Source organism: Enterobacter chengduensis, from assembly GCF_001984825.2.
GTDB lineage: Bacteria > Pseudomonadota > Gammaproteobacteria > Enterobacterales > Enterobacteriaceae > Enterobacter > Enterobacter chengduensis.
The window spans coordinates 4,449,224-4,474,680 of the sequence record NZ_CP043318.1; the positions used below are offsets into that span (position 1 = coordinate 4,449,224).

Annotated in this window: 25 protein-coding genes and 1 other RNA gene; 13 read left to right on the forward strand and 13 right to left on the reverse strand. The window is 56.6% G+C overall.

The genetic code is table 11. The annotated features are described in order from the left end of the window. Window positions 1-98 precede the first annotated feature (98 nt). The 7 genes from FY206_RS21490 to FY206_RS21520 all read left to right on the forward strand — a co-directional run bounded on the left by FY206_RS21490 (window position 99) and on the right by FY206_RS21520 (window position 3,673). Complete coding sequence (locus FY206_RS21490) at window positions 99-467, forward strand: DUF1090 domain-containing protein (protein WP_008503142.1); 369 nt, start codon at window positions 99-101, stop codon at window positions 465-467. Between the two features lie 31 nt (window positions 468-498). Continuing rightward, window positions 499-804: an ElaB/YgaM/YqjD family protein gene (locus tag FY206_RS21495; protein WP_008503141.1), complete on the forward strand. Its 306-nt coding sequence runs from the start codon at window positions 499-501 to the stop codon at window positions 802-804. Window position 805: 1 nt separating this feature from the next. Next, window positions 806-1,204, forward strand: a complete 399-nt coding sequence (locus FY206_RS21500) for a phage holin family protein (RefSeq protein ID WP_014885329.1) — start codon at window positions 806-808, stop codon at window positions 1,202-1,204. Beyond that, entirely contained in the window at window positions 1,201-1,497 is a 297-nt protein-coding gene (locus FY206_RS21505) for a YqjK-like family protein (protein WP_032642285.1), read from the forward strand. The genes FY206_RS21500 and FY206_RS21505 overlap by 4 nt, the downstream gene beginning before the upstream one ends. 252 nt (window positions 1,498-1,749) lie before the next feature. Then, on the forward strand, window positions 1,750-2,142 hold the full coding sequence (locus FY206_RS21510; protein WP_077064435.1) for a DoxX family protein: 393 nt from the start codon (window positions 1,750-1,752) through the stop codon (window positions 2,140-2,142). 72 nt (window positions 2,143-2,214) lie between these two features. After that, the gene (locus FY206_RS21515; RefSeq protein WP_032642287.1) at window positions 2,215-3,201 is read left to right on the forward strand and encodes a glutathione S-transferase family protein; all 987 of its coding nucleotides are present in this window, start codon (window positions 2,215-2,217) and stop codon (window positions 3,199-3,201) included. A gap of 106 nt (window positions 3,202-3,307) precedes the next feature. Continuing rightward, window positions 3,308-3,673: a DUF805 domain-containing protein gene (locus FY206_RS21520; RefSeq protein WP_032642290.1), complete on the forward strand. Its 366-nt coding sequence runs from the start codon at window positions 3,308-3,310 to the stop codon at window positions 3,671-3,673. A gap of 41 nt (window positions 3,674-3,714) precedes the next feature. On the opposite strand, the gene yhaJ is transcribed toward FY206_RS21520, so the two are convergent. Further along, window positions 3,715-4,617, reverse strand: a complete 903-nt coding sequence (gene yhaJ / locus FY206_RS21525; RefSeq protein ID WP_032642292.1) for a DNA-binding transcriptional regulator YhaJ — start codon at window positions 4,615-4,617, stop codon at window positions 3,715-3,717. A 104-nt stretch (window positions 4,618-4,721) separates the two neighbouring features. Here yhaJ and FY206_RS21530 point away from each other — a divergent pair, with 104 nt between their 5' ends. Next, on the forward strand, window positions 4,722-5,423 hold the full coding sequence (locus FY206_RS21530) for a pirin family protein (RefSeq protein WP_032642294.1): 702 nt from the start codon (window positions 4,722-4,724) through the stop codon (window positions 5,421-5,423). 70 nt (window positions 5,424-5,493) lie between these two features. Here FY206_RS21530 and FY206_RS21535 read toward each other — a convergent pair whose 3' ends face one another. The 11 genes from FY206_RS21535 to garL all read right to left on the reverse strand — a co-directional run bounded on the left by FY206_RS21535 (window position 5,494) and on the right by garL (window position 18,682). Next, window positions 5,494-6,798 (reverse strand): L-cysteine desulfidase family protein, encoded by a 1,305-nt coding sequence (locus tag FY206_RS21535; protein WP_032642296.1) that lies wholly within the window; start codon window positions 6,796-6,798, stop codon window positions 5,494-5,496. Between the two features lie 20 nt (window positions 6,799-6,818). Further along, the gene (locus tag FY206_RS21540) at window positions 6,819-8,150 is read right to left on the reverse strand and encodes an SLC5/6 family protein (protein ID WP_032642298.1); all 1,332 of its coding nucleotides are present in this window, start codon (window positions 8,148-8,150) and stop codon (window positions 6,819-6,821) included. A gap of 261 nt (window positions 8,151-8,411) precedes the next feature. Then, window positions 8,412-8,822: a Spy/CpxP family protein refolding chaperone gene (locus FY206_RS21545; protein WP_032642300.1), complete on the reverse strand. Its 411-nt coding sequence runs from the start codon at window positions 8,820-8,822 to the stop codon at window positions 8,412-8,414. 153 nt (window positions 8,823-8,975) lie between these two features. Next, the gene (gene pflB, locus FY206_RS21550; RefSeq protein WP_032642302.1) at window positions 8,976-11,270 is read right to left on the reverse strand and encodes a formate C-acetyltransferase; all 2,295 of its coding nucleotides are present in this window, start codon (window positions 11,268-11,270) and stop codon (window positions 8,976-8,978) included. Between the two features lie 16 nt (window positions 11,271-11,286). Beyond that, a complete protein-coding gene (gene tdcD / locus FY206_RS21555; protein WP_032642721.1) occupies window positions 11,287-12,495 on the reverse strand; it encodes a propionate kinase in 1,209 nt (402 codons plus the stop codon). 30 nt (window positions 12,496-12,525) lie between these two features. Continuing rightward, complete coding sequence (tdcC, locus tag FY206_RS21560) at window positions 12,526-13,857, reverse strand: threonine/serine transporter TdcC (protein ID WP_077064433.1); 1,332 nt, start codon at window positions 13,855-13,857, stop codon at window positions 12,526-12,528. A 9-nt stretch (window positions 13,858-13,866) separates the two neighbouring features. Continuing rightward, entirely contained in the window at window positions 13,867-14,856 is a 990-nt protein-coding gene (gene tdcB, locus FY206_RS21565; protein ID WP_032642723.1) for a bifunctional threonine ammonia-lyase/L-serine ammonia-lyase TdcB, read from the reverse strand. Window positions 14,857-14,956: 100 nt separating this feature from the next. Continuing rightward, complete coding sequence (tdcA, locus tag FY206_RS21570) at window positions 14,957-15,877, reverse strand: transcriptional regulator TdcA (RefSeq protein ID WP_008501504.1); 921 nt, start codon at window positions 15,875-15,877, stop codon at window positions 14,957-14,959. 687 nt (window positions 15,878-16,564) lie between these two features. Then, window positions 16,565-16,941, reverse strand: an RNA gene (gene rnpB, locus FY206_RS21575) — RNase P RNA component class A. Between the two features lie 59 nt (window positions 16,942-17,000). Then, on the reverse strand, window positions 17,001-17,891 hold the full coding sequence (gene garR / locus FY206_RS21580; RefSeq protein WP_032642304.1) for a 2-hydroxy-3-oxopropionate reductase: 891 nt from the start codon (window positions 17,889-17,891) through the stop codon (window positions 17,001-17,003). Between the two features lie 20 nt (window positions 17,892-17,911). Next, complete coding sequence (gene garL, locus FY206_RS21585) at window positions 17,912-18,682, reverse strand: 2-dehydro-3-deoxyglucarate aldolase (protein ID WP_032642306.1); 771 nt, start codon at window positions 18,680-18,682, stop codon at window positions 17,912-17,914. A 374-nt stretch (window positions 18,683-19,056) separates the two neighbouring features. On the opposite strand from garL, the gene garD reads away from it, so the two are divergent. After that, window positions 19,057-20,628, forward strand: coding sequence for a galactarate dehydratase (gene garD, locus FY206_RS21590; protein ID WP_032642308.1), 1,572 nt, complete (start codon window positions 19,057-19,059; stop codon window positions 20,626-20,628). Between the two features lie 157 nt (window positions 20,629-20,785). Here garD and rsmI read toward each other — a convergent pair whose 3' ends face one another. Beyond that, window positions 20,786-21,649 carry a 16S rRNA (cytidine(1402)-2'-O)-methyltransferase gene (rsmI, locus tag FY206_RS21595; protein WP_032642310.1) on the reverse strand — a complete coding sequence of 288 codons (864 nt, stop codon included), beginning with the start codon at window positions 21,647-21,649 and terminating at the stop codon, window positions 20,786-20,788. A 62-nt stretch (window positions 21,650-21,711) separates the two neighbouring features. Between rsmI and FY206_RS21605 the strand changes: the two genes are divergently transcribed. The 4 genes from FY206_RS21605 to dolP are packed head-to-tail and all read left to right on the forward strand — an operon-like array spanning window position 21,712 to window position 25,424. Beyond that, complete coding sequence (locus FY206_RS21605; RefSeq protein WP_032642311.1) at window positions 21,712-23,874, forward strand: penicillin-binding protein activator; 2,163 nt, start codon at window positions 21,712-21,714, stop codon at window positions 23,872-23,874. Beyond that, window positions 23,832-24,227 carry a YraN family protein gene (locus tag FY206_RS21610; RefSeq protein WP_021242244.1) on the forward strand — a complete coding sequence of 132 codons (396 nt, stop codon included), beginning with the start codon at window positions 23,832-23,834 and terminating at the stop codon, window positions 24,225-24,227. The genes FY206_RS21605 and FY206_RS21610 overlap by 43 nt, the downstream gene beginning before the upstream one ends. Window positions 24,228-24,248: 21 nt before the next feature. Beyond that, on the forward strand, window positions 24,249-24,839 hold the full coding sequence (gene diaA, locus FY206_RS21615; protein ID WP_003861754.1) for a DnaA initiator-associating protein DiaA: 591 nt from the start codon (window positions 24,249-24,251) through the stop codon (window positions 24,837-24,839). 9 nt (window positions 24,840-24,848) lie between these two features. After that, window positions 24,849-25,424 carry a division/outer membrane stress-associated lipid-binding lipoprotein gene (dolP, locus tag FY206_RS21620; RefSeq protein WP_024906379.1) on the forward strand — a complete coding sequence of 192 codons (576 nt, stop codon included), beginning with the start codon at window positions 24,849-24,851 and terminating at the stop codon, window positions 25,422-25,424. Window positions 25,425-25,457: the final 33 nt, after the last annotated feature.

Genomic DNA, 25,457 nt, shown 5'->3' on the forward strand with positions numbered 1-25,457 from the left:
TTTACTTACTATGCTTAAGTACGCGGAGCACCCCTCGAATGTACTCCGCATAACTTTGGATAGCGGCTTACGCCGCAGCACAATGGAAGGTTTCGATAATGAAATTCCGCATGACTCTGGCTCTGGCCCTTTTTTCTTTAAGCACAGCATCCTTCGCCAACTCTCTCTGTCAGGAGAAAGAACAGGATATTCAGCGTGAGATCGGTTATGCCGAAAAGCATAACAATCAGCACCGTGTTGATGGTCTTAAAAAAGCGCTCAGCGAAGTGAAAGCGAACTGTTCTGACAGCAAGCTGCGTGCCGACCACCAGAAAAAAATCGCTGAACAGAAGGACGAGATAGCCGAGCGCCGTCGCGACCTGCAGGAAGCGAAAGAGAAAGGGGATGCGGAAAAAATTGCGAAGCGCGAGAAGAAGCTGAAAGAAGCGCAGGACGACCTGAAAGCGCTGGAAGCTCGCGATTATTGAGTTAACGGAAATCTCAACAGGAGAGAGAATCATGTCAAAAGATACGACGTCTGAACATCTGCGCGCTGAACTGAAATCCCTGGCCGATACCCTTGAAGAGGTGCTGAACTCCTCGGCTGATAAATCGAAAGAAGAGGTCAGCAAGCTGCGCAGCAAGGCGGAGCAGGCGCTGAAAGAGAGCCGCTATCGTCTGGGTGAAACCGGTGATGCGCTGGCGAAACAGACCCGTGAAGCGGCCGCGCGCGCGGACGAATACGTGCGTGATAATCCATGGACGGGTGTAGGGATTGGTGCCGCAGTGGGCGTGGTACTGGGTGTCCTTCTGACGCGTCGTTGATATGGAAGATCCTCGTCACGCACAAGGGCCTGCTAACAACGTCCTCGGCATCGGCCAGCGTATTTTAACGACGCTGGTCGGGATTGCCGAAACGCGCGTCCGCCTGGCAGTGGTCGAGCTGGAAGAGGAGAAAGCGAACCTCTTCCAGATGCTGCTGATGCTCGGGCTAACCATGCTCTTCGCCGCGTTTGGTTTGATGAGCCTGATGGTGTTAATCATCTGGGCCATTGACCCGCAGTATCGTCTTAACGCTATGATTGCCACCACAGTCGTTCTGCTGGTCGCAGCCTTGATAGGCGGTATCTGGACGCTGCGTAAAGCGCGCAAGTCTACTTTCCTGCGCCATACGCGTCAGGAACTGGCGAACGATCGCGCCCTGCTGGAGGATGACAAGCCGTGAGCGGTAAAGCCGAACGTCAAAAGCGAAAAGCGTACCTGCTGAGCCAGATCCAGCAGCAGCGGCTGGATCTGTCTGCCAGCCGCCGCGACTGGATTGACGCGACGCGGCGGTTTGACCGGGGCTGGAACACCGTCCTGAGCCTGCGTTCATGGGCACTGGTCGGCAGCAGCGTGATGGCTATCTGGTCCGTTCGTCATCCGAATATGCTGATCCGCTGGGCGCGCCGTGGGTTTGGTGCCTGGAGCGCATGGCGTCTGGTGAAATCCACGATTCGACAGCAGCAGCTGCGGTAATAAACGCAAAACGGTAACCCGGGTTACCGTTTTTTGTTTTTAGTCCTCCCCCCGTGGGATAGGGCTGGGGTGAGGGTACCAGCGCGCACGTTCCCTTACTCAATATCTTTGAAGAAGATTGACAGTTTTCCTTGCTAACAATCGCCAACCGTCACGTTTATGATGCTCTCCATCGACAGCAACGACGCGGTATCTACCCGGAATTGCAGACAAATAACGTTCAGCCGCTGATGTGGTTTCCTGGAGAGTAAAATGAAAAAATTAGAAGATGTTGGTGTACTGGTAGCACGTATTCTGATGCCAATTCTGTTCATCGTGGCTGGTTGGGGCAAAATCACCGGTTATGCGGGTACCCAGCAGTATATGGAAGCCATGGGCGTTCCGGGGTTCCTGCTGCCGCTGACCATTCTTCTTGAGTTCGGCGGCGGCCTGGCAGTGCTGTTCGGCTTCCTGACCCGCACCACCGCGCTGTTTACCGCAGGCTTCACCGTGCTGACGGCGTTCATCTTCCACAGCAACTTTGCGGAATGCGTGAACTCCCTGATGTTCATGAAAAACCTGACCATCGCGGGTGGCTTCCTGCTGCTGGCCGTCACCGGTCCGGGCGCATACAGCATCGACCGCGTTCTGAATAAGAAATGGTAAGCACGCTATACTGAATAAACCCAAAGCGAGGAGACATCTCCTCGCTTTTGCTATCTGACGGAGGAGAAACAAATGGGACAACTCGTAGACGGCGTCTGGCAGGATGTCTGGTATGACACTCAATCCACCGGTGGACGCTTCAAGCGCTCTGTTTCGGCCTTCCGTAACTGGCTGACCGCCGACGGCGCACCTGGCCCAAGCGGCGAAGGCGGCTTCGCGGCGGAGAAAGATCGTTATCATCTGTATGTTTCTCTGGCCTGCCCGTGGGCGCACCGCACGCTGATCGTGCGCAAGCTTAAAGGTCTTGAATCCTTGATTCCGGTTTCGGTGGTCAACCCGCTGATGCTGGAAAACGGCTGGACGTTCGACAGTGATTTCCCCGCCGCCACCGGCGACGATCTTTATCACCATGATTTCCTCTACCAGCTTTATCTGCGCGCCGACCCGCACTACACCGGGCGCGTGACCGTGCCGGTGCTGTGGGACAAGAAAAACCAGACGATTGTCAGCAATGAGTCTGCGGAAATCATCCGCATGTTCAATACCGCATTTGACGCGCACGGCGCCCGCGCCGGGGATTACTACCCGACGGAACTGCGCGATAAGATTGATGAGCTGAACGGCTGGATCTACGACAACGTCAACAACGGCGTCTACAAGGCAGGTTTCGCCACCAGCCAGGAAGCGTATGACGAAGCGGTCGGGAAGGTGTTTGAATCGCTGGAGCGTCTGGAGCAGATCCTGGGCCAGCATCGCTACCTGACGGGCGATCGCCTGACGGAAGCGGACATTCGCCTGTGGACCACGCTGGTGCGCTTTGATCCGGTCTATGTCACCCACTTTAAGTGTGATAAGCACCGCATCAGCGACTACCTGAACCTGCACGGCTTCCTGCGTGACCTCTACCAGATGCCGGGCATCGCCGAAACGGTCGACTTCGACCATATCCGCACCCACTATTACCGAAGCCATAAGACCATTAACCCGACGGGCATTATCTCCATCGGCCCGTGGCAGGACCTGGATGAACCGCACGGTCGCGACGTCCGTTTTGGATAATTATCAAGGGCATCAATGGATGCCCTTTTTTAATTCACATTCTCCATCTATCCTTACCTCGATCGCTTAGAAAACAAGTGATTGACTGACTAATGAGGCAAGGAAAATGGACTGGTATTTAAAAGTACTGCGCAACTACATTGGATTTGGTGGCCGTGCCCGCCGCAAAGAGTACTGGATGTTCATTCTGGTGAACTTCATCTTCGCGCTGGTGCTAAGCATCGTGGATAAAATTCTGGGCTGGGAGCGGGCTGGCGGTGAAGGCGTGCTGACCACCATTTATGGCCTGTTAGTCCTGCTGCCATCATGGGCGGTTCTGTTCCGTCGACTGCACGACACCGATCGTTCAGCGTGGTGGTTATTGCTGCTGCTAATCCCGATCGTGGGCTGGATTGTGATTTTGATCTTCAACTGCCAGAGCGGCACGCCGGGCGAAAACCGCTTTGGTCCGGATCCTAAGATCGGCGCGTAAAATAACGCCCGGTGGCGCTTACGCTTACCGGGCCTACTCGTTTATTTATTATGGTGGGTGAAGAGTTTCGGTATTTCACGCAGGCACCACGACTTGGCTTCGCCCATGCTGTCGCGACGCCATGCCATAATAATGTCCACTTCGCTGGTGTACTCCGGGCTCACCACCCGCAGCCGCCCTTCCGCGATATCTTTTTCCACAAACGGGTACGGCATGGTCGCCACGCCAAGCCCTGCCAGCAGCGCCTGGCGTTTGTCTTCCAGTGAGGTCACCGTCAGACGAGGCTGTTTATCCAGCAGTTGCACCGTCAGTACCGGACGCTCGCGCGCGGTATCCGCGACCGCCACCCCGCGATACTTCACGCGCGTCACTTCAGAGAGCGGCTCCGGCTCCTGGTGAATCGGGTGATTGGGTGCGGCAACATAGACGTTCATGACGCTGTAAAGCTTGCGCGAGTTGATTTCCGATGAGGAACGAAAGTGCATGTCCGGCGCAATGACGATATCCGCCCTGCCCGTCTCCAGACGTTCCCACGCCCCTGCCAGCACCTCGGTGATGATCGACAGCTGCGTATTGGCCTTCGCCGCCAGGCGATCCACCAGCGGGAACAGCGCTTCCGTCGGCACCAGCGCTTCGGTCACTAACGTCAGGTGGGTCTCCCAGCCGCGCGCCAGCGCTTCGGCGTCCGTCGTGAGCTTGTCCGCCGCTTCCAGCAGGACGCGGCCGCGCTCCAGCAGCATTCGGCCCACGTTGGTGAATTTTGTTCGATGACCGGAGCGGTCAAACAGCACCACGTCGAGCTCTTCCTCCAGCTTCTGCATGGTGTAGCTCAGCGCAGACGGAACGCGCCCCAGCTCATCTGCCGCCGCCGCAAAACTGCCGCGGCGGTCAATCGCGTCCATGACGCGAAGCGCCTCAAGCGTCAATGCTCTCTCTTTAGCCATCTCGTTCTCATTCAGGAAATTTGAACATACCGGGCAGAATATCTGGCTAACAATGAAGCGTCCATACCTTTACCATTGTTTTAGTGTAAAGAGAGGTCAAGTTTATGATTACGACAAGAACAGCTAAACAGTGCGGACAAGCCGATTTCGGTTGGCTGCAGGCCCGCTACACCTTTTCCTTTGGACACTACTTTGACCCTAAACTCCTTGGTTACGCGTCATTACGCGTGTTGAATCAGGAAGTGCTCGCCCCGGGCGCCTCCTTCCAGCCGCGCACGTATCCGAAAGTCGATATCCTGAACCTGATCCTGGAAGGCGAGGCAGAATACCGCGATAGCGAGGGCAATCATGTCCAGGCAAAGGCTGGCGAAGCGCTGTTAATTTCCACGCAGCCGGGCATCAGCTACAGCGAGCACAACCTCAGCAAAGACAAAACGCTGACCCGCATGCAGCTGTGGCTGGACGCCTGCCCTGAGCGGGAAAATCCGCTGGTGCAGAAGATAGATTTAACGGGCGACGGGCAGCAGCTGATTGCATCACCCGATGGCAGCAAAGGCAGCCTGCAATTGCGTCAGCAGGTGTGGCTGCATCATATCGAGCTAAAGAAAGGTGAACAGGCGAGCTTCCAGCTTCATGGTCCGCGCGCCTATTTACAGTCTATTCACGGTACGGTGCATGCGGTGACGCACGCGGAAGAGAAAGAGGCGCTCACCTGCGGTGACGGGGCGTTTATTCGTGATGAAGCGAATATTACCCTGGTGGCGGATACGCCGCTGCGCGCGCTGCTGATTGATTTGCCGGTTTAACAATCCCCTCAGGCGAGGGTGCGATCGGTTCCCTCTCCCCTATGGGGAGAGGGTTAGGGTGAGGGGCAACTCACAACACCTTACTCGCCATAATCTCAATAATCTGCCGGTCCGTTGCCTGCATCGAGCGGCACGCCAGCGCGCACAGGTTTGCGATCGACTGCTCCACATCGTGCGCCACAATCCCCTCGTTACCCGTCACGCCCGAGTCATCCAGCGCCATCATCACCGCTTTCCAGGCGCTACTGACGCTGGTTGAGACCTTCATGGCACAGCTGTTTGATGCGCCGTCGCAGATCATGCCGCTGACGTCACCAATCATACTGCCGATCGCCGTCGCAATGGTCTGGTAACTGCCCCCCATCAGCCACGCCATCCCCGCCGCAGCGCCCATTGCCGCCGTTGTCGCCGCACACAGCGCGGAGAGGCGCGGAAGCTGGTAATGAATATAGATCGCCGACAGATGCGACAGCATCAGCGCCCGCGCCAGCCGTTCGTCATCAGCCTTAAGGTGCTCAGCGACCACGACAACCGGCATGGTGGCGGCGATCCCCTGATTACCGGAGCCCGAATTGCTCATCGCCGGCAGCGTCGCGCCGCCCATCCTGGCGTCCGATGCGGCGCTGGTGCGGATAACAATGTCTGACCCCAGATCCTGCGCCAGCCATCCGCGAGAACGCTGTTTACTGAGCGTTGCGCCTATGTGCAGCCCCCAGTGACCGCTTAAACCTTCGCGGGAGAGCGCATCGTTCAGACGCCCCGCATCGAGAATAAAGCGGATCGCATCGAACGGTATCTGTTCCACAAACTCAAGGATCTGCGAGAGCGTGGTGTTTGACAGTACCGCCAGCGGATCGTTACTTACCTCGGCCTGCCGATCGTCAAGCCTGAAGCGCGTTTCGCCCTGACAAACCACCTCCACCACGCGGGTATGCCCCCCCGCAATGGTCACCATAGCCGAAGCCTCTCCGGCGTAAACGCAGGCACGCGAATAAAGGATCTCATCGCACGGCTCCTGCAATTTCACCTGCACCAGCCCGGCGTTGAGCATCGACCTGGCGCGCGCCAGCGCATCGGCGGTGGCGTCTTTCAGCACCTCCAGCCCCGCCTGCGCATTGCCACCGATGGCGCCCAGCGCCGCTGCAATGGGCAGCCCGACCATACCGGTACCGGGCACCGTCACGCCCAGCCCGTTTTTCATCAGGTTTGGCGATACCCACGCCTCAATCTGCGTGACCTCCCCCGGCAGAAGGTCTGCGGCAATCGCGCAGGCCAATGCCAGAGAAACGGGTTCGGTACACCCCAGCGCAGGCTTAACTTCTTCCTGCACCGCGCGAATAAATTGATTCCATAAAGGATGATTTTGCTCAGACATCGTTACGACCTTAATTACCCTCAGGAGAATGCGAGGAAAGGAGAAACACAAAGCAGCAGTCCGGTGATGATGATAATCACCAGCGATACGCCCTTATATTTATGCAGGGCCGGCACCTTGTAGACCAGCCATGCCGGGATCAGGCAGCCCACCATGCCGAAGATAGGGCTACAGATGGAGGTGAAGCTCAGCACCGGCGCGTTCAGGACTATCGCGCTCCAGGCCAGCAGAATGGCGAACAGCATAATCCCGCGCTGGACGGCGTTCTCATTGATTTTCTCTGCCGGCATTTTGCGGTGCAGGATGTTCATGACGATCCCCTGCGTGGCCTCGCGAAAGCCGAGGTAGACGCCGAAGAACGCGGTCATCACGGCGAAGATATTCAGGATCACGCTGACGATTTTGACCCAGCCCGCGCCGTCACCGCTGATAAACTGCGCCGCAATCGCCAGAGCCGAAATGTTCTGTTCGTACGCTTTAACCGCCTCATCGTGCCCCATCGCCAGCGTGAAGGAGACGGCGTAGAAAAAGACCGTCACAAACAGTATGCCGAAGGCAATATTCATCGCCCGCAGCGCTTTATGGCGCGCCACCTCCACGGATTTTTCCCGTGAACGGTATGAGATAACCATCGGGCTCAGGGTCTGAATAAAGAGAATCGAGGTTAAGGTAAAAGGCAGCGTAATGATGGCGTTTTTGATCAGCAGCCCCGCTGGCGGCAGCATGCCTACGTTGGCCAGATGCCAGAGTCCAATCATCGACAGCCCCAGCGCCGCCACGACAAACAGCTTGGTAAGTACCATCAGGCTGGAGACTTTGAACAGCAGCTTTTCACCGCGTGAAGAAATCGCGACCAGAATGCAGATCAGGCATAGACCGTAGAATGGGTTCTCCGAGAGTAAACCGTCGGTCACGCCGAAGGTGTGTAAATACGAGGCGCTATCGTTGGTAATGGCCGTGGAATAGACAAACATCCAGATCACCAGCATCACGAAATAGAGCGCGCCTAACAAGATGCCCCAGTTTTTACCTAAATAGCCGCTAATTACGCTCGGGTAGTCTTTGCACTCCGGCGATTCCGCCAGCGTATTAATAAACAGGCGCTGGAACAGGTACATGGCCGGATAGCCAATTATTGATGAGAGCAAAAATACCCACAGCCCCATTAATCCTACCTGTACCGGGAGAAAAACAATCCCCGCGCCAATAGCCATCCCGATACTCATGATGACCCAGCCCGTGTCGGTGCTGTCGAATTTAATGGCCTCTTGCCACTCGCTTTCACTCATTCCCGCCCGCCTTGCCGCGGGGGAATTATTCACAATCACACTGCTGTTTGTTGCCGTATCCATGGGGCACTCGCTTATTTTGTAGGGTAAACAGTTGTTTTTATAGGGTTCCGATCGCCAGCGATTGCGAATCAGAGGGCAGCAGGTGCTTGTTATTGGTGTGGGAAGATCATATCCGCAGAGGCGGAGAAAAAAGTCACAATCTTTGTGTGGATTTTCAGAGACTGGAGGACAATTTGCTTTTATTCAGGTTTGAAATGTGGGATTTTTCTAAAAGTGACGACGATCAAGAAATATAAACCCGCGCCATGCGCGGGCAGGAAATCACTCAGCCAGCGCGTTAGCCATATCGGTTCGAATCTGTTTACGCTGTTCCGGCGTTAACATCTGACTGACGTCGAAGTAATATTTCACACGGTAATAGCGGGCCTGCTCTTCAATTTTGCTAAACGCGCTAAGCTGGCTCTTCACCGTGCTTTCGTCCCATTTACCCGCCTGGAACATGTCGATCAGCGCGCCGTCCTTCACGCCCGTCATCGGGATCTTGCTGACGTTTTGTTCCAGCTGCTTATGCAGATCGTCAATCTTCTTAACCTGCTCGTTGCTGAGCTTCAGGTGCTGAACCAGCGGATCCTGCGATGGAGAAGGAGCTGCCTCAACGTTCGCGGCCTGCGCCGTAAAACTGCACAGGGCCAGCGCCGCGGCGGCCAACGCAATACGGGTCATTTTCATCATCTTATTATCCTTACATGCTGTGATAGGAAAGGGCAGACATATTGTTTTTCAAGAGCGGATGAATATGTGTGAGTAATTATATAAACAATTTTGTATGTTCGACGGGACAAAAAAATGCCCCCTGCGCTGAGGGAGCATGAGAATTGACTTTTATCAGATAGATTGGGTAAAGGTTCGCGAAATCACATCCTGCTGCTGCTCGCGCGTCAGCGCATTGAAGCGTACGGCATAGCCCGAAACGCGGATCGTCAGGTTCGGATAATTTTCGGGATGAGCAATGGCATCCAGCAGCATCTCCCGGTTCATAACGTTAACGTTCAGGTGCTGCCCGCCCTCAATAGACGCTTCATGGTGGAAGTACCCGTCCAGCAGCCCCACCAGGTTGGTTTTGCGCACCAGCTCATCTTTGCCCAGCGCCTGCGGCACGATGGAGAAGGTGTAGGAGATCCCGTCTTTGGCATAGCTGAACGGCAGCTTGGCAACCGAGGTTAGCGAGGCCACCGCCCCTTTTCTGTCGCGGCCGTGCATCGGGTTCGCGCCCGGGGCAAACGGCGTGCCGCCGCGTCGTCCGTCCGGCGTGTTGCCGGTCTTCTGCCCATAAACCACGTTGGAGGTGATGGTCAGGATCGACTGGGTCGGTACGGCGTTGCGGTAGGTTGGCAGCGCCTGGATTTTCTTCATAAAGCGTTCCACCAGATCGCAGGCGATGCTGTCCACGCGATCGTCGTTATTGCCGTACTGCGGATAGTCCCCTTCTATCACGAAATCGACCGCCAGACCGGTATGGTCGCGCACCGGCTTCACCGTGGCATATTTAATGGCCGACAGGGAATCCGCCGCTACCGACAACCCGGCAATGCCGCAGGCCATGGTGCGGTAAACGTCCCGGTCGTGCAGCGCCATCAGCGAGGCTTCGTAGCTGTACTTATCATGCATGTAGTGAATGAGATTCAGCGCGCTGATGTACTGCACCGCCAGCCAGTCCATAAAGTGATCGAGGCTCGCCATCACGGTGTCGTAATCCAGCACGTCGTCCAGCAGCGGCGCGGTCTTCGGGCCGACCTGAATCTTCAGCTTCTCGTCCACCCCGCCGTTGATCGCGTACAGCAGCGTTTTGGCGAGGTTGGCGCGCGCGCCAAAGAACTGCATCTGCTTGCCGATCACCATCGGGCTGACGCAGCAGGCAATGGCGTAGTCGTCGCTGTTGAAGTCCGCACGCATCAGATCGTCGTTCTCATACTGCAGCGAAGAGGTGACGATCGACACCTGCGCGGCGTATTTCTTGAACGCGATCGGCAGGTGTTCAGACCAGAGGATCGTCAGGTTTGGCTCCGGCGCGGGCCCCATGGTGTGCAGGGTATGCAGATAGCGGAAGCTGTTTTTAGTCACCAGCGTGCGCCCGTCCAGCCCCATGCCGCCGATCACTTCCGTCGCCCAGATCGGATCGCCGGAGAAGAGCGTGTCGAACTCCGGCGTGCGCAGGAAGCGCACCATGCGGATCTTCATGATGAAGTGGTCGATCAGCTCCTGCGCCTGGACTTCATTCAGCCGCCCCGCCTGCATGTCGCGTTCGATGTAGATATCGAGGAACGAGGCCGTGCGCCCCAGCGACATCGCTCCGCCGTTCTGGGATTTTACCGCCGCCAGGTAGGCAAAGTAGACCCACTGCACCGCTTCCTGCGCGTTCATCGCCGGACGCGAGATATCAAAGCCGTAGCTCGCCGCCATCTGCTGGATCTGCAGCAGCGCGCGCTTGTGCTCCGCCAGCTCTTCACGCAGGCGGATCGTCGCTTCGAGATCTTCGCCGCGTTCCAGCCTGCCCTGCAGATCCGCAAACTGCAGCTCACGCTCGCGTACCAGATAGGCGATGCCGTACAGCGCCACGCGGCGATAGTCGCCGATGATGCGTCCGCGCCCGTAGCCGTCCGGCAAGCCGGTCAGCACGCCGGATTTACGGCAGCGCATCATCTCCGGCGAGTAAACGTCAAACACGCCCTGGTTGTGGGTTTTGCGCAGGTCGGTAAACAGGTATTCAAACTGCGGATCCATCTCGCGACCGTAGGCTTCGAACGAGCTGCGGATCATGTTGATCCCGCCGTACGGATGGAGCGCGCGCTTAAGCGGCTTATCGGTTTGCAGGCCGACGATCGTCTCCAGATCCTGGTCGATATAGCCCGGCCCGTGGGCCGTAATGGTGGTGGCAATGTTGGTATCAAAATCCACCGGGGCGTGGGTGGCGTTCTCCTGGCGAATGCCGACCATTACCTTCTGCCACAGCGCCGTCGTTGCTGGCGTCGCCTGCGCGAGGAAAGCTTCGTCGCCGTCATAAGGGGTGTAGTTATGCTGAATAAAATCGCGCACGTTGACGGCGCTTTTCCATTCTTCACCGCGAAACCCGGCCCATGCGTCGCTGTAGGGCGCGACGCCCGTATCGATTGTTACTTTCATGTGGATTCTCGCTTTATCAGGCGTAAGCCGCAGCCGGTGTCACCTTCCCAAGACGGAGGGCGTCCAGCGCGATCATTTTTTCTTCGTTGGTAGGGACAACCGCGCAGACCACGCGGGACGACTCGGTCGAGATGATGCGCTCGCCCGCGCTGCCCGGCAGGGCATTTTTGGCGTCGTCGAGGCGGATGCCGAACACGTTCAGATGCTCCGCCACCAGCGCGCGGATCAGCTTCGAGTTTTCGCCAATGCCGCCGGTAAAGATCACGCCGTCCAGACGGTGCAGCGACGCCGCGTGCCCCGCAATATGCCGCGCAATGCGGTGAACGAAGGTGCGGATCGCAAGCACAGCCCGCTCGTTGCCTTCGTGCCACGCTTTCTCCAGCGCGCGTAAATCGGAGGAGATGCCGGAGATCCCCAGCAGCCCGGACTCTTTATTGACCACTCGCTCCAGATCCTCGAAGGACTGGCCGGTCTGCTGGGCAATCCACGCCATCGCGCCAAAATCCACGTCGCCGCAGCGCGTGCCCATCATCAGCCCTTCCAGCGGCGTCATGCCCATCGAGGTATCAACGCTTTCGCCGTTACGCACCGCGCAGATGGACGCCCCGTTGCCGAGATGGGCAATCACCAGCCCGCTGTCGTCGGGGGACAGCCCGAGAAGCGTATGCGCCTGCGCGGCCACGTAGCGGTGAGAGGTGCCGTGGAAGCCGTACCGACGCACGCCCAGCGCTTCAAAATAGCGGTACGGCAAACCGTACAGGTACGCCTGCGGCGGCAGCGTCTGGTGGAAGCTGGTATCAAATACCGCAACCTGCTGCACGCCCGGGAACAGGCGCTCGGCGGCGTCCACGCCGCTTAAGTTGGCGTAGTTATGCAGCGGTGCCAGCGGGGAGACCTGGCGGATCTGCGCAATCACCGCTTCCGTAATCAGGGTCGACTCGCTGAAGAGGTCGCCGCCGTGCGCAATGCGGTGGCCAATTAAGGCCACGCTGCTCATCAGGTTACGCTTCTCCAGCTCCAGGGCGATGGCAGCCAGCGCCCCTTCGTAGTCCTGGTGAGCCAGTTTGACCGGCTCACCCCCGTTCACGGAAATAAAGGCCTTTTCAGTGTTAATGCCGTCCGCAATGCCCGTCATCAGGGCCTCACAGCTGCTGGCGTCGAGCACCGAAAACTTAACAGAGGACGAACCGCAGTTAATAACCAGTACTACCGGAAACTCAATCATCATGTGACTCCGCTCTTCCTGAGCAATGGGTTAGAACAGTTTGTAAACGATATTCAGAATGGTCAGCAGGCCCACAACCGTGACGAAGATGTTCTCGGGTTTGCCCTTATATTTCGCCATGGCTGGCGCTTTGCGGATGGCGTACATCGGCAGCAGGCACAGCAGAGAGGCGATGATCGGTGCGCCCATGGCTTCGATGAGGTCGAGAATGTTCGGGTTGGCGTAGGCCACAACCCAGGTGGATCCCATGATGAAGACCATGCTGATGGTGTTCAGCTTGCCGACAGAGACTTTCTTCTTGTCACCCTTGTAGCCGAACTTGAGGATCAGGCCGTTCAGCCCTTCCAGCGTGCCCAGATAGTGGCCGAAGAAGGATTTGAAGATAGCGACCAGCGCGATGATGGAGGCACCGTATTCGAGCACGGTGGCAAACGTCGATTTCGCTCCGGACAAGGAGGCAAAGTGGTTCGCCAGGTAAGAGAGCACCGGAATGTTCTGCGCCTTGGCGTCCGCCATGTTCTGCGGGGAGAGCGTGAACAGGCAGCTAAAGGCGAAGAACATCACCACGGCGACCATCAGCAGGCTGGCGCGGCCGATGATTTTGGAACATTTCTGCTCGGTGAAGGCTTTCCCGAACTCTGGCTCATACTCTTCGCGCTTGGAGACCACAAACGAGGAGACGATAGGCGAGAAGTTAAAGGAGAAGACCATGATGGAGATCCCCAGCCACACCGTGACCAGAATGCCATCATGCCCGGTGAAGGCGATATCGCTCAGGTTGACCTGGTCGATCACCGCCGAATTCCAGTAAGGGATCAGCGACAGGGAAATCAGCACCAGGCTGGCGATGAACGGGAACACCAGGAAGCTCATCACCTTCACCATCAGGTCTTTACCGAACCAGATAACAAAGGCCATCAGCAGCAGCAGGAACAGCGCCACCACGCCGCGGTTCAGCGCGGGCAGCTGGAGCTGGTTTTCCCAGAAGGTCATAAAGGTGTTGGTAATGGTAACGCCGTAAATCCACAGCAGAGGACAAATGGCGAAGAAGTAGAGGAACGTGATCACCACCCCGCCGGTTTTACCAAAGTGCTCTTCCACCGTTTCGGTGATGTTGCCGGAGACGTTGCTGCCGGAGAGGCACAGACGTGCCAGCGCGCGGTGGCAGTAAAAGGCGATCGGGAACGCGAGAACCAGCATCAGCAGGATAGGAATTAATCCGCCAAAGCCCGCGCGAATGGGGAAGAACAGCACGCCTGCGCCAATGGCGGTACCAAACAGGCCAAGCGTCCAAGTGGTATCAGACTTACGCCAGGAGGACGTTTTTGTCTGGCCAACGATAATGCTTTCTGTGTTGCTCATAGGTCACCTTTATGCGTCAACGAAGCCGGTAATTTGGGAAACACGGGAGAGATCGATATTGCCGCCGGAAATAATGCAGACGGTCTTGCGGCCCTGAATATAGTGATCGAGCTTGCCGCTTAACAACGCGGCACACGCCAGCGCGCCTGCGCCTTCCGTCACCACTTTATTTCGCTGAATAAGCGCGATCATGCTGTTGCGAATATCGTCTTCGCTCACCAGCACAATGTCATCGACCAGTTCACGAACGATTTCGAAGGTTAATTTCCCCGGACGAGAAACGTCGCAGCCGTCGGCTAACGTGCCGGTAATGCGATGGTTAGTTATTTCTCCGGCCTGCCAGGAAGCGGCCATTCCGTGCACGTTTTCAGACTGTACGCCGATAATATTGATGGTCGGGTTGATCGATTTAATCGCCGTCGCAATGCCGGCAATTAATCCGCCGCCGCCGATAGGGACAATGACGTTATCCACGTCGTATAAATCTTCGAGAATTTCCAGGCCGATGGTGCCCTGCCCGGCGATCACTTTGGCATCGTCGTAAGGCGGAATAAAAATACGCCCTTCCATCTCGACGATTTCGCTCACTTTGGCGATGGTGTCGTTGAAGTTCTCGCCGTGCAGCACCACTTCCGCCGAGTAGTCGCGCGTCGCGGCCACCTTGGATTTTGGCGCGCCCATCGGCATCACCACTTTGCCGTCGATGCCGAGCATGGCGCAGGAGAGCGAGACCCCCTGCGCGTGGTTTCCCGCGGAGCAGGCGACCACGCCCTTGCGTTTTTCAGCGTCGGTCAGCGAGCTTAATTTATTAAACGCGCCGCGAATTTTAAACGAACCGGTACGCTGCATGTTCTCAAACTTCAGGAATATTTCGCCCTTACAGCGCTCGCTGAGATAATTCGAACGCGGCATGCCGGTTTTATATATCTTGCCTGCCAGGCGTTTTCTGGCGTCCTGAATATCTTCAATAGTTACCGGGAGATCGTAAGTAATGTGCATAATATCCTCGTTATAATAATTCATTCTTTTCAGGCAAAGTCAGGGTATCAGAGCGTTAGAAAACTAAGCTCCGGGTATTTTTAAAATGCGTTCTATAAATTCATCGTCGTCTTTCGATATTCATCGACGAATACTGTTTTGCCAGCTCAACTAATACTGACGCTGATTTTTTAATTCTGTAATTTTTAGACCACACGGCGGCATAGCGCGCCACGGGTAATTCATCTTCTACGGGCAGCACGATAAACTGGTCAGAACCGAACGGGGCAATCATGTCGCGGGGAATGACCGTCAGATAATCGGCATTCAGCACAAGGTTATAAATGGTGACGACGGAATCGGTCTGGACGATGTTTTCGATGCTGATGTGGTTGTCTTGCAGAGTGGTCAGAAGTTCTTTGTAGTAGCCCATATCGGTTTGCGGCATCACCCACTGCTCGTGCGTGAGCGATGCCAGCGTCGTCGGGCCGGTGCACGTTCGCGTTTTGCTGGCGACCAGCACAAACTCGGACTCAAACAGCGGCTCGACGTGCAGATCCTGCAGCAACATTTCATCGCTCAGCGTGCCGATGGCGAAATCCAGACGTCCGTCGCGAATGGCCGGCAGGAAAGAGGAGAGCTGGGCTTCATACATGGATACGCGCGCTTTCGGGAACACTTCCTTGAATTTTTTGATCATTTCGGACAGGAAGGTAAAGCCGATCAGCGACGGATAGCCAAAGGAGACATCCATCACGGTGCTGAAACTCAGGCTGTTGATCTCGCTCACCATGTTTTTCATTTCGCGGGTAATCGACTCTGAGTAGGAGAGCAGCACCTGGCCTGCGGCAGTGAGTTTTACGCCGGTGTTTTTCCGCACCATCACTTCTACGCCGAAGTAGGATTCAATATCGCTGATGATTTTGCTCACGGCGGGCTGCGTCAGGCCCAGTTGTCTTGCAGCAGAACCTATGGAGCCACTTTTAATGACTTCCTGAAATACCACGAGGTGCTGTGTTTTCGGTAGAATAATAGTGTTCATAATATTCTGCGCTTATTTCCCTATGACGGGGTGGATTCTACTCAATAATGTTTAAAGGGGTATGTGCTGTTACTCACAATTTGCCTTCCAGGCCGTTTATTCCGCACAGCAAAAAACCATTAAAACCTTTATATATCAAAAGTATACATAATGATAAATACGCTACTACGCTGATATTGATCAACAAAAATAGCGGTAATAAATTTATTTTATGGCGATAACCCGGATAAATTCCCACGCCCTTAAAAAAGCAATAAAGACGATATTTCAGGCAATTAAAGGCCAATAAATAACCGTTATTTGTTTGAAACATTCTTTCAAATTATCAATTTTTTTCGAGGTGAATTTTCAGACTTCCTTAAAAGAGTGGATTAGGTCACATATTCACGGAGGGAATGTATTTGATTTCAATATATGTATATCAAACGAGAAAAGTTTCGCGATCATTAGAGTAACAACATTAACAAATTATCAATACTAAAAATCATCTGTTTTTTAGCGTGAAATTTTGTGATGGAGATCGTCTACAGATGCAGGAGCGACGATGAAGGGATAAAAGCAGTGGAATGTGCTTAATGTCGCAAATATGAGAATTGATGTCGTTTGTCCGCTGCCGGGTGGCGGTGCGCTTACCCTGCCTACAATCCCCACAAAGCAAAAACCCCGCCGAAGCGGGGTTTTTTAAGAAGTTGAAGCTGACCGATAAGCCGGGTTCTGTCGTGGACAGTCATTCATCTAGGCCAGCAATCGCTCACTGGCTCAAGCAGCCTACCCGGGTTCAGTACGGGCCGTACCATGTGAACCCCTATTTGGCCTTGCTCCGGGTGGAGTTTACCGTGCCACGGACTGTTACCAGCCGCGCGGTGCGCTCTTACCGCACCCTTTCACCCTTACCTGATCCCGCTTGCGCGGGCCATCGGCGGTTTGCTCTCTGTTGCACTGGTCGTGGGTTTCCCCCCCAGGCGTTACCTGGCACCCTGCCCTATGGAGCCCGGACTTTCCTCCCCTCCGCCCGTCTCCCCCGAAAGGGACGACGACGAAGCGGCGACTGTCTGGTCAGCTTCGGCGCGCAGTATAGAGGGTTTGCGCGCCGCTGTCACCCTCAGGTAGGGGTAAGCCGTGATTAACGCGCCACTTCCACCTTCGCCAGTTTTTCGTAATAGCACGCAATCGCGCTGTGATCGGCCGTGCCCAGGCCATCGGCACGCAGCGCCTGCATCATCTCCATGACCGCCGCGGTCAGCGGCAACTGCGCGCCCACGCCGTGTGACGTATCCAGCGCGTTCGCCAGATCTTTAATATGCAGGTCGATGCGGAAACCGGGTTTGAAATTACGATCCATCACCATCGGCGCTTTGGCATCCAGCACGGTACTGCCCGCCAGGCCACCGCGAATGGCCTGATAGACCAGGTCCGGATTGACGCCCGCTTTGGTTGCGAGGGTCAGCGCTTCGGACATCGCGGCGATGTTCAGCGCCACAATGACCTGGTTCGCCAGCTTGGTCACGTTGCCCGCGCCAATTTCACCCGTATGCACCACGGAGCCTGCCATCGCTTTCATCAGGTCATAGTATTTATCGAAAATAGCTTTATCACCGCCGACCATCACCGACAGCGTGCCGTCGATCGCTTTCGGCTCGCCGCCGCTGACCGGCGCGTCCAGCATATTGACGCCCTTCGCTTTTAACGCCTCGCTGATTTCACGGCTTGCGAGCGGCGCGATAGAGCTCATGTCAATCAGCACCAGGCCCGGCCTGGCGCCGTCGATAATGCCGTTTTCTCCCAGCGCAACCTCTTTAACGTGCGGGGAGTTTGGCAGCATGGTGATGATGACGTCGCACTGCTCGGCAATGGCTCTCGCGGTGGTGGCCGTTTCAGCGCCCGCCGCCATCACCTCCGCTACCGCATGCGAATTGTGATCGGAGACCACCAGAGAGTAACCCGCTTTGATGAGGTTCTTACTCATTGGTTTACCCATGATCCCCAGGCCAATAAAACCCACTTTCAGCGTCATAACTGTTTCCTCAATGATGGTTATTTTTTAAAAGCGTCCGCTAATTTTTGCGTCGCTGAGCGGAACACCCCAAGATCGCTGCCGACGGCAACAAAGGTGGCTCCCCACTCCAGATAGCGACGGGCGTCAGCCTCAACCGGCGCCAGGATGCCGCACGGTTTACCGTGTGCCTTGGCGCGGGCAAAGATGTGCTGGATAGCGCGCTGCACGTCAGGGTGGCTGGCGTTACCCAGGTGTCCAAAGGCGGCCGCCAGATCGCTTGGTCCGACAAAGATGCCGTCCACGCCGTTTGTGGCGGCAATCGCGTCGACGTTATCCACGCCCTGCTGGCTTTCGATCTGAACCAGAATGGTGATGTTGCTATTAGACTGGGTGAAGTAGTCCGGCACGGTGCCAAACATATTGGCGCGATGCGAAACGGAGACGCCGCGGATCCCTTCTGGCGGGTAGCGCGTTGAGGCAACGGCCAGCACCGCCTCTTCTTCCGTCTCCACAAACGGGATCAGGAAGTTGTAGAAACCGATATCCAGCAGGCGCTTAATAATCACCGGCTCGTTAGTCGGCACGCGCACAACCGGGGCGCTGGGACTGCCCTTCAGCGCCATCAGCTGCGGAATAAAGGTGCTGATATCGTTCGGCGCATGTTCGCCGTCCAGCACCAGCCAGTCGAAACCGGCCAGGCCCAGCACTTCGGTGCTGATGGGGTTTGCCAGCGCGGACCAGCAGCCAATCTGAATCTGGTGCGCCGCGAGGGCCGCTTTAAATTTATTCGGAAAGATATCGTTACTCATCGTATTTACCTTTTTAATTCCGCAGCCTTTTCAGCATCATTTTATTTATTCAGACACCGCGCCAGCATGATATTTATTTTTCTGACGTATTTAGGCGTAATAAAATCGTCATTCAGTATAAGACGCAATCCACGCGCGCACATTGTTTGAATGCTCAAGGATTGCGGTACATTTGGATAAAAATTTTTGCATATGCCCTGGATGCTGGGCGCTAATGCACAGAATCAAGGATTACGGGTTCCGGAGCGATCGCGATCACATTTTCATATCGCCTGTACTGACATGCTTTATTTCTGAAAAGCCGCGTATTTATTTCTACCATTAGAAAATTGGCTGACCTTAATATCAGACACTTTGCTGGAGAATACTGAACAATGGCCGACATTGAAATTCGACAGGCATCGCCGACGGCGTTTTATATAAAAGTACACGATACTGATAACGTGGCGATTATTGTCAACGACAATGGCTTAAAAGCGGGCACCCGCTTCCCGGACGGGCTGGAACTGATCGAGCATATTCCGCAGGGACATAAAGCCGCCCTGGTGGATATCCCTGCTAACGGCGAAATCGTACGTTACGGTGAAGTCATCGGCTATGCCGTTCGCGCTATACCGCAGGGGAGCTGGGTTGAGGAGTCGCTGGTTGCGCTGCCGGAAGCGCCGCCGCTGAATACGCTTCCGCTGGCTACCCGCGTGCCGGAACCGCTTCCTCCGCTGGAAGGCTATACCTTCGAAGGCTACCGCAACGCGGACGGCAGCGTCGGCACCAAAAACCTGCTCGGCATGACCACCAGCGTGCACTGCGTGGCGGGCGTCGTGGATTACGTGGTGAAAATCATCGAGCGCGATCTGCTGCCGAAATACCCCAACGTCGACGGCGTAGTTGGCCTGAACCATCTCTACGGCTGCGGCGTAGCGATTAACGCCCCCGCTGCCGTGGTGCCGATCCGGACCATTCACAATATCGCCCTGAACCCAAACTTTGGCGGCGAGGTGATGGTCATCGGCCTGGGGTGCGAAAAACTGCAGCCTGAGCGCCTGCTGCAGGGCACGGAAGATGTCAAAGCTATCCCGGCAGACGAGGCCAGCATCGTGCGCCTGCAGGATGAACGCCACGTGGGCTTCCGCTCAATGGTCGACGATATCCTGCAGGTGGCGGAGCGTCATCTGGACAAACTTAACCGCCGCCAGCGTGAAACGTGCCCGGCCTCGGAGCTGGTGGTCGGCACCCAGTGTGGCGGCAGCGATGCCTTCTCCGGCGTGACGGCCAACCCTGCGGTGGGCTATGCGTCCGATCTGCTTGTGCGCTGCGGCGCCACGGTGATGTTCTCCGAGGTAACCGAAGTGCGTGACGCCATCCATCTCCTGACGCCGCGCGCCGTCAATGAAGAAGTCGGCAAACGCCTGCTTGAGGAGATGGCCTGGTACGATAACTATCTCGATATGGGCAAAACCGACCGCAGCGCCAACCCCTCGCCCGGGAACAAAAAAGGCGGCCTGGCAAACGTGGTGGAAAAAGCCCTCGGATCGATTGCCAAATCCGGTCAGAGCGCCATTGCTGAAGTGCTCTCTCCGGGCCAGCGTCCGACGACGCGCGGCCTGATCTACGCAGCAACGCCGGCCAGCGATTTTGTATGCGGTACGCAGCAGGTGGCATCCGGCATTACGGTGCAGGTCTTTACCACCGGACGCGGCACGCCGTATGGCCTGATGGCGGTGCCGGTGATCAAAATGGCGACCCGCACCGAGCTGGCAAACCGCTGGTATGACTTAATGGACATCAACGCGGGCACCATCGCCACCGGGGAAGAGAGCATTGAGGACGTGGGCTGGAAGCTGTTCCACTTCATTCTGGACGTGGCGAGCGGGCGGAAGAAAACGTTCTCCGACCAGTGGGGATTGCATAACCAGCTGGCGGTGTTTAACCCGGCACCGGTGACGTGATGTCCCCTTCACCAAATCTGTCCCGCATTTAGATAACCCGTCGGGCACGCCGCAAACCTTCCAGGTTGAGGCGATACCCGTTGGCTAAAAGACGCATAACGATCGATAGGCCGGGTAAGGCATAGCCGCCCCCCGGCAAAAACCGGCAGGGGATGCCTTACTCCCCCTGCTGCTCCAGCGCGTACTTATACAGGGCATTCTTCTTCACGCCGTGAATTTCCGCCGCCAGCGCAGCGGCCTTTTTCAGCGGCAGCTCCGCCTGTAGCAATGCCAGAGTACGCAGCGCGTCGGCAGGCAGCGCGTCTTCTTCCGCCTTATGCCCTTCGACAATCAGCACCATTTCGCCCTTGCGGCGGTTTTCGTCTTCCTTTACCCATGCCAGCAGTTCGCCCACCGGCGCACCGTGAATCGTTTCCCAGGTTTTGGTCAGCTCGCGCGCCAGCACCACGTAGCGCCCTTCTCCCCAGACGGTCACCATATCTTCCAGGCTCTCCAGCAGTCGGTGGGTGGACTCGTAGAAAATCAGGGTGCGCGGTTCCGCTTCCAGGTCTTTTAAGACGTCGCGGCGGCCTTTGGATTTGGCAGGCAGGAAACCTTCATAGCAGAAGCGATCGGACGGCAGACCTGCGGCGCTCAGCGCAGCAATCGCGGCGCACGGCCCTGGCAGCGGCACTACGCGTATACCGGCTTCACGACAGGTACGCACCAGGTGATAGCCAGGATCGTTGATCAGCGGCGTACCGGCATCGGAGACCAGCGCAATGTTCTGCCCCTCTTTCAGCTTCGCCACCAGCGTTTCGGCTTTTTGTTGCTCATTGTGATCGTGCAAAGCAAACAAACGGGCGTTAATCGCGAAATGTTGCAGCAGTAAGCCGGTGTGGCGGGTATCTTCAGCAGCAATTAAATCAACAACTTGCAGTACGGTGAGCGCACGTTGGGTAATATCAGACAAATTCCCGATAGGAGTAGGTACAATATAAAGCTGGCCTTGAGAATTATCTGCCGTTTCGTGTTGTTTCATTGTTTCGTCCGTATTGCCGATTTAATATTGAGCATTGCGTAAAAAAAATCACTGGATACAGTATGGTACCGTTAACGTTTCTTCGAAAAAAAGCCGCGCGCAGCGTGCCGCTTCTGCTGGCAGCCCTGATCTTTGCAGGCTGTGGCACCCAGGCACCTGACCAGAGCACCGCCCATCTTCAGGGTTCTGCTCAGGCTGATTCTGGCTTTTATCTGCAACAAATGTCGCAGAGTTCAAATGATACCAAGACCAACTGGCAATTACTCGCCATTCGTGCACTGCTGAAAGAGGGTAAAACCCAGCAGGCTGCCGAACTGTTTAACCAGTTGCCAAAAGATCTTAACGACGCCCAGCGCCGTGAGCAGAGCCTGCTCTCCGCCGAGCTGAAGGTCGCGCTGAAAGATTACGCCGCCGCGAAGAAGATCCTCGGTGATATCGACCTGAGCGCGCTGGACAAAAACCAGCAGGCGCGCTTCTGGCAGGCGGGCATTACCGCGGAGCAGGGACGCCCTTCCCTGATGCTGCTCCGCGCGCTCGTCGCGCAAGAGCCGCTGCTCGGCGGTGCCGACAAACAGAAAAATATTGATGCCACCTGGCAAGCGCTGGCGTCGATGACGCAGGAACAGGCGCAGGCGCTGGTCATCAACGCCGATGAAAACGTCCTGCAGGGCTGGCTGGATCTGCAGCAGATGTGGTTTACCAACCGCAGCGATCCAAAGATGCTGAAAGCCGGCATTACGGACTGGCAGACGCGCTACCCGCAAAACCCGGGTGCGAAAATGCTGCCAACCCAGCTGGTGAACGTGCAGAACTTTAAGCCAGCGTCGACCAGCAAAATCGCCCTGCTTCTGCCGCTCAACGGCCAGGCGGCGGTGTTTGGACGCACCATTCAGCAGGGCTTTGAAGCGGCGAAAAACGGCACGACGCCGGTGACCGGCAGCGCCGTTCCCGCCCAGGCGGCTCAGGCGGCCAACGTGAACGATGTTGTCAGTCCGTCCGCCGCCGAGACCAGCGACCTGACCACGGCGCAAGCGCCAGCGCAGGGTACCATGCAAAACCCGGTGACGGCCCCGACCACGCCTCCGGCTACCCCTGCACCGGCGACTGCCGCCCCTGCGGCTCAGGCTCCGGTCGAGACGCAGGCGACACCAGCACCTGCCGCAACGGCAGAACAGCCTCAACAGCAGCCTGCACAGCCCGCGGTTCAGCCTGCCGCTCAGCCGCAGGCCGTGGCAACCACCAGCGCCAACCCCGGCGCTGAACTGAAAATCTACGATACCAGTTCGCAGCCGCTGGACCAGGTTCTGGCGCAGGTGCAACAGGACGGGGCGAGCATCGTTGTCGGTCCGCTGCTGAAAAACAACGTGGATGAGCTGATGAAGAGCAATACCACGCTGAACGTGCTGGCGCTCAACCAGCCTGAGCAGGTTCAGAACCGGGCGAATATCTGCTACTTCGCCCTTTCCCCTGAAGATGAAGCCCGCGACGCGGCGCGCCATATTCACGAGCAGGGCAAGCAGGCTCCGCTGCTGCTCATCCCACGCAGCGCGCTGGGCGACCGCGTGGCCACTGCCTTTGCCGATGAGTGGCAGAAGCTGGGCGGCGGCGTGGTGCTGCAGCAGAAATTCGGTTCCGTCTCTGAACTGCGCGCGGGCGTAAACGGTGGAGCGGGTATCGCGCTCAACGGTAGTCCTGTCGCCGCGAGCCTGCCACAGCAGCAGGGGGTGACGATTGGTGGCCTGACGATCCCAGCCCCACCAACCGACGCGCAGATTAGCGGGGGCGGCAAAGTGGATGCGGCCTATATCGTTGCCACGCCGCAGGAGATCGCCTTTATCAAACCGATGATTGCGATGCGTAACGGCAGCCAGAGCGGCGCAACGCTCTACGCCAGCTCGCGTAGCGCGCAGGGCACCGCAGGCCCGGATTTCCGTCTGGAAATGGACGGTCTGCAGTACAGCGAAATCCCAATGCTGGCAGGCAGCAACCCGGCGCTGATGCAGCAGGCGCTGAGTACCGTACGTAACGATTACTCGCTGGCGCGTCTGTATGCGATGGGTGTTGACGCGTGGGCGCTGGCGAACCACTTTACCCAGATGCGTCAGGTGCCTGGCTTTGAGCTCAACGGCAACACCGGCGATCTGACCGCCACTCAGGATTGTGTGATTAACAGGAAGTTATCATGGCTCAAATACCAGCAGGGGCAGATCGTCCCGGCCAGTTAAGCCGCAAGCAGACCGGCGATGCGTGGGAGCTAAAGGCGCGTCGCTGGCTTGAAGGCAAAGGACTGCGCTTTATCGCCGCTAACGTCCGCGGGCGCGGCGGCGAAATCGACCTGATCATGAAAGACGGTCAGGTCATCGTGTTTGTAGAAGTACGCTTTCGACAGTCCTCCCGTTTTGGCGGTGCTGCCGCCAGCGTGACGCTCGCCAAGCAACATAAATTATTACAGACTGCCCACTTGTGGCTTGCCCGCCATAATGGGAGTTTTGATACTGTGGATTGCCGGTTCGATGTGATAGCCTTCACCGGAAATGAGATCGAATGGCTTAAAAACGCTTTTGGCGAAGACGCATAATTAAGATTTAAAAGGGATAACGTGCTCGAAAGAATTAAAGTGTGCTTCACAGAAAGCATCCAGACTCAGATTGCCGCGGCGGAAGCCCTTCCGGATGCTATTTCGCGTGCCGCAATGACGCTGGTGCAGTCCCTGCTTAACGGCAACAAAATCCTCTGTTGTGGCAACGGCACGTCGGCCGCCAACGCACAGCATTTTGCTGCCAGCATGATCAACCGTTTTGAAACAGAGCGCCCGAGTTTACCTGCCATTGCACTTAATACCGATAATGTGGTCTTAACGGCGATTGCTAACGATCGTCTGCATGACGAAATTTACGCAAAGCAGGTGCGGGCCCTGGGTCATGCCGGAGATGTACTGCTGGCCATCTCCACGCGCGGCAATAGCCGGGATATTGTCAAAGCGGTTGAAGCCGCCGTCACCCGCGATATGACCATCGTGGCCTTAACCGGCTATGACGGGGGGGAGCTGGCGGGTCTGCTTGGGCCGCAGGATGTGGAAATCCGCATTCCTTCTCACCGGAGCGCGCGTATTCAGGAAATGCATATGCTCACGGTGAACTGCTTATGTGACCTGATCGATAACACGCTTTTCCCTCACCAGGATGATTAAGGAGTTCTTATGAAGGCTTTATCGACCCTCGCAGTCCTTATGTCTGCACTACTGCTTCAGGGATGTATCGCTGCGGCCGTTGTGGGTACCGCCGCGGTAGGCACCAAAGCGGCGACCGATCCACGCTCTGTCGGGACGCAGGTGGATGACGGCACGCTGGAGCTGCGCGTCAACAGTGCGCTGTCGAAAGACGAACAAATCAAGAAAGAGGCGCGTATCAACGTGACGGCCTATCAGGGCAAAGTGCTGCTGGCAGGCCAGGCGCCGAATATGGAGCTCGCCTCGCGTGCGAAACAGATTGCGATGGGCGTAGAAGGGACCACAGAGGTGTTTAACGAAGTGCGTCAGGGCAAGCCAATTGGCCTGGGTGACGCCTCTTCCGATACCTGGATCACCACCAAAGTGCGTTCCCAACTGCTGGGCTCGGACCAGGTGAAATCCTCCAACGTGAAAGTGACGACTGAAAACGGCGAAGTGTTCCTGCTGGGTCTGGTGACCGACCGTGAAGGAAAAGCGGCGGCCGATATCGCCAGCCGGGTGAGCGGCGTGAAGCACGTCACCACCGCGTTTACTTACATTAAATAAAAAAATCCCCTCAAGTGAGGGGATTGTTTTGTA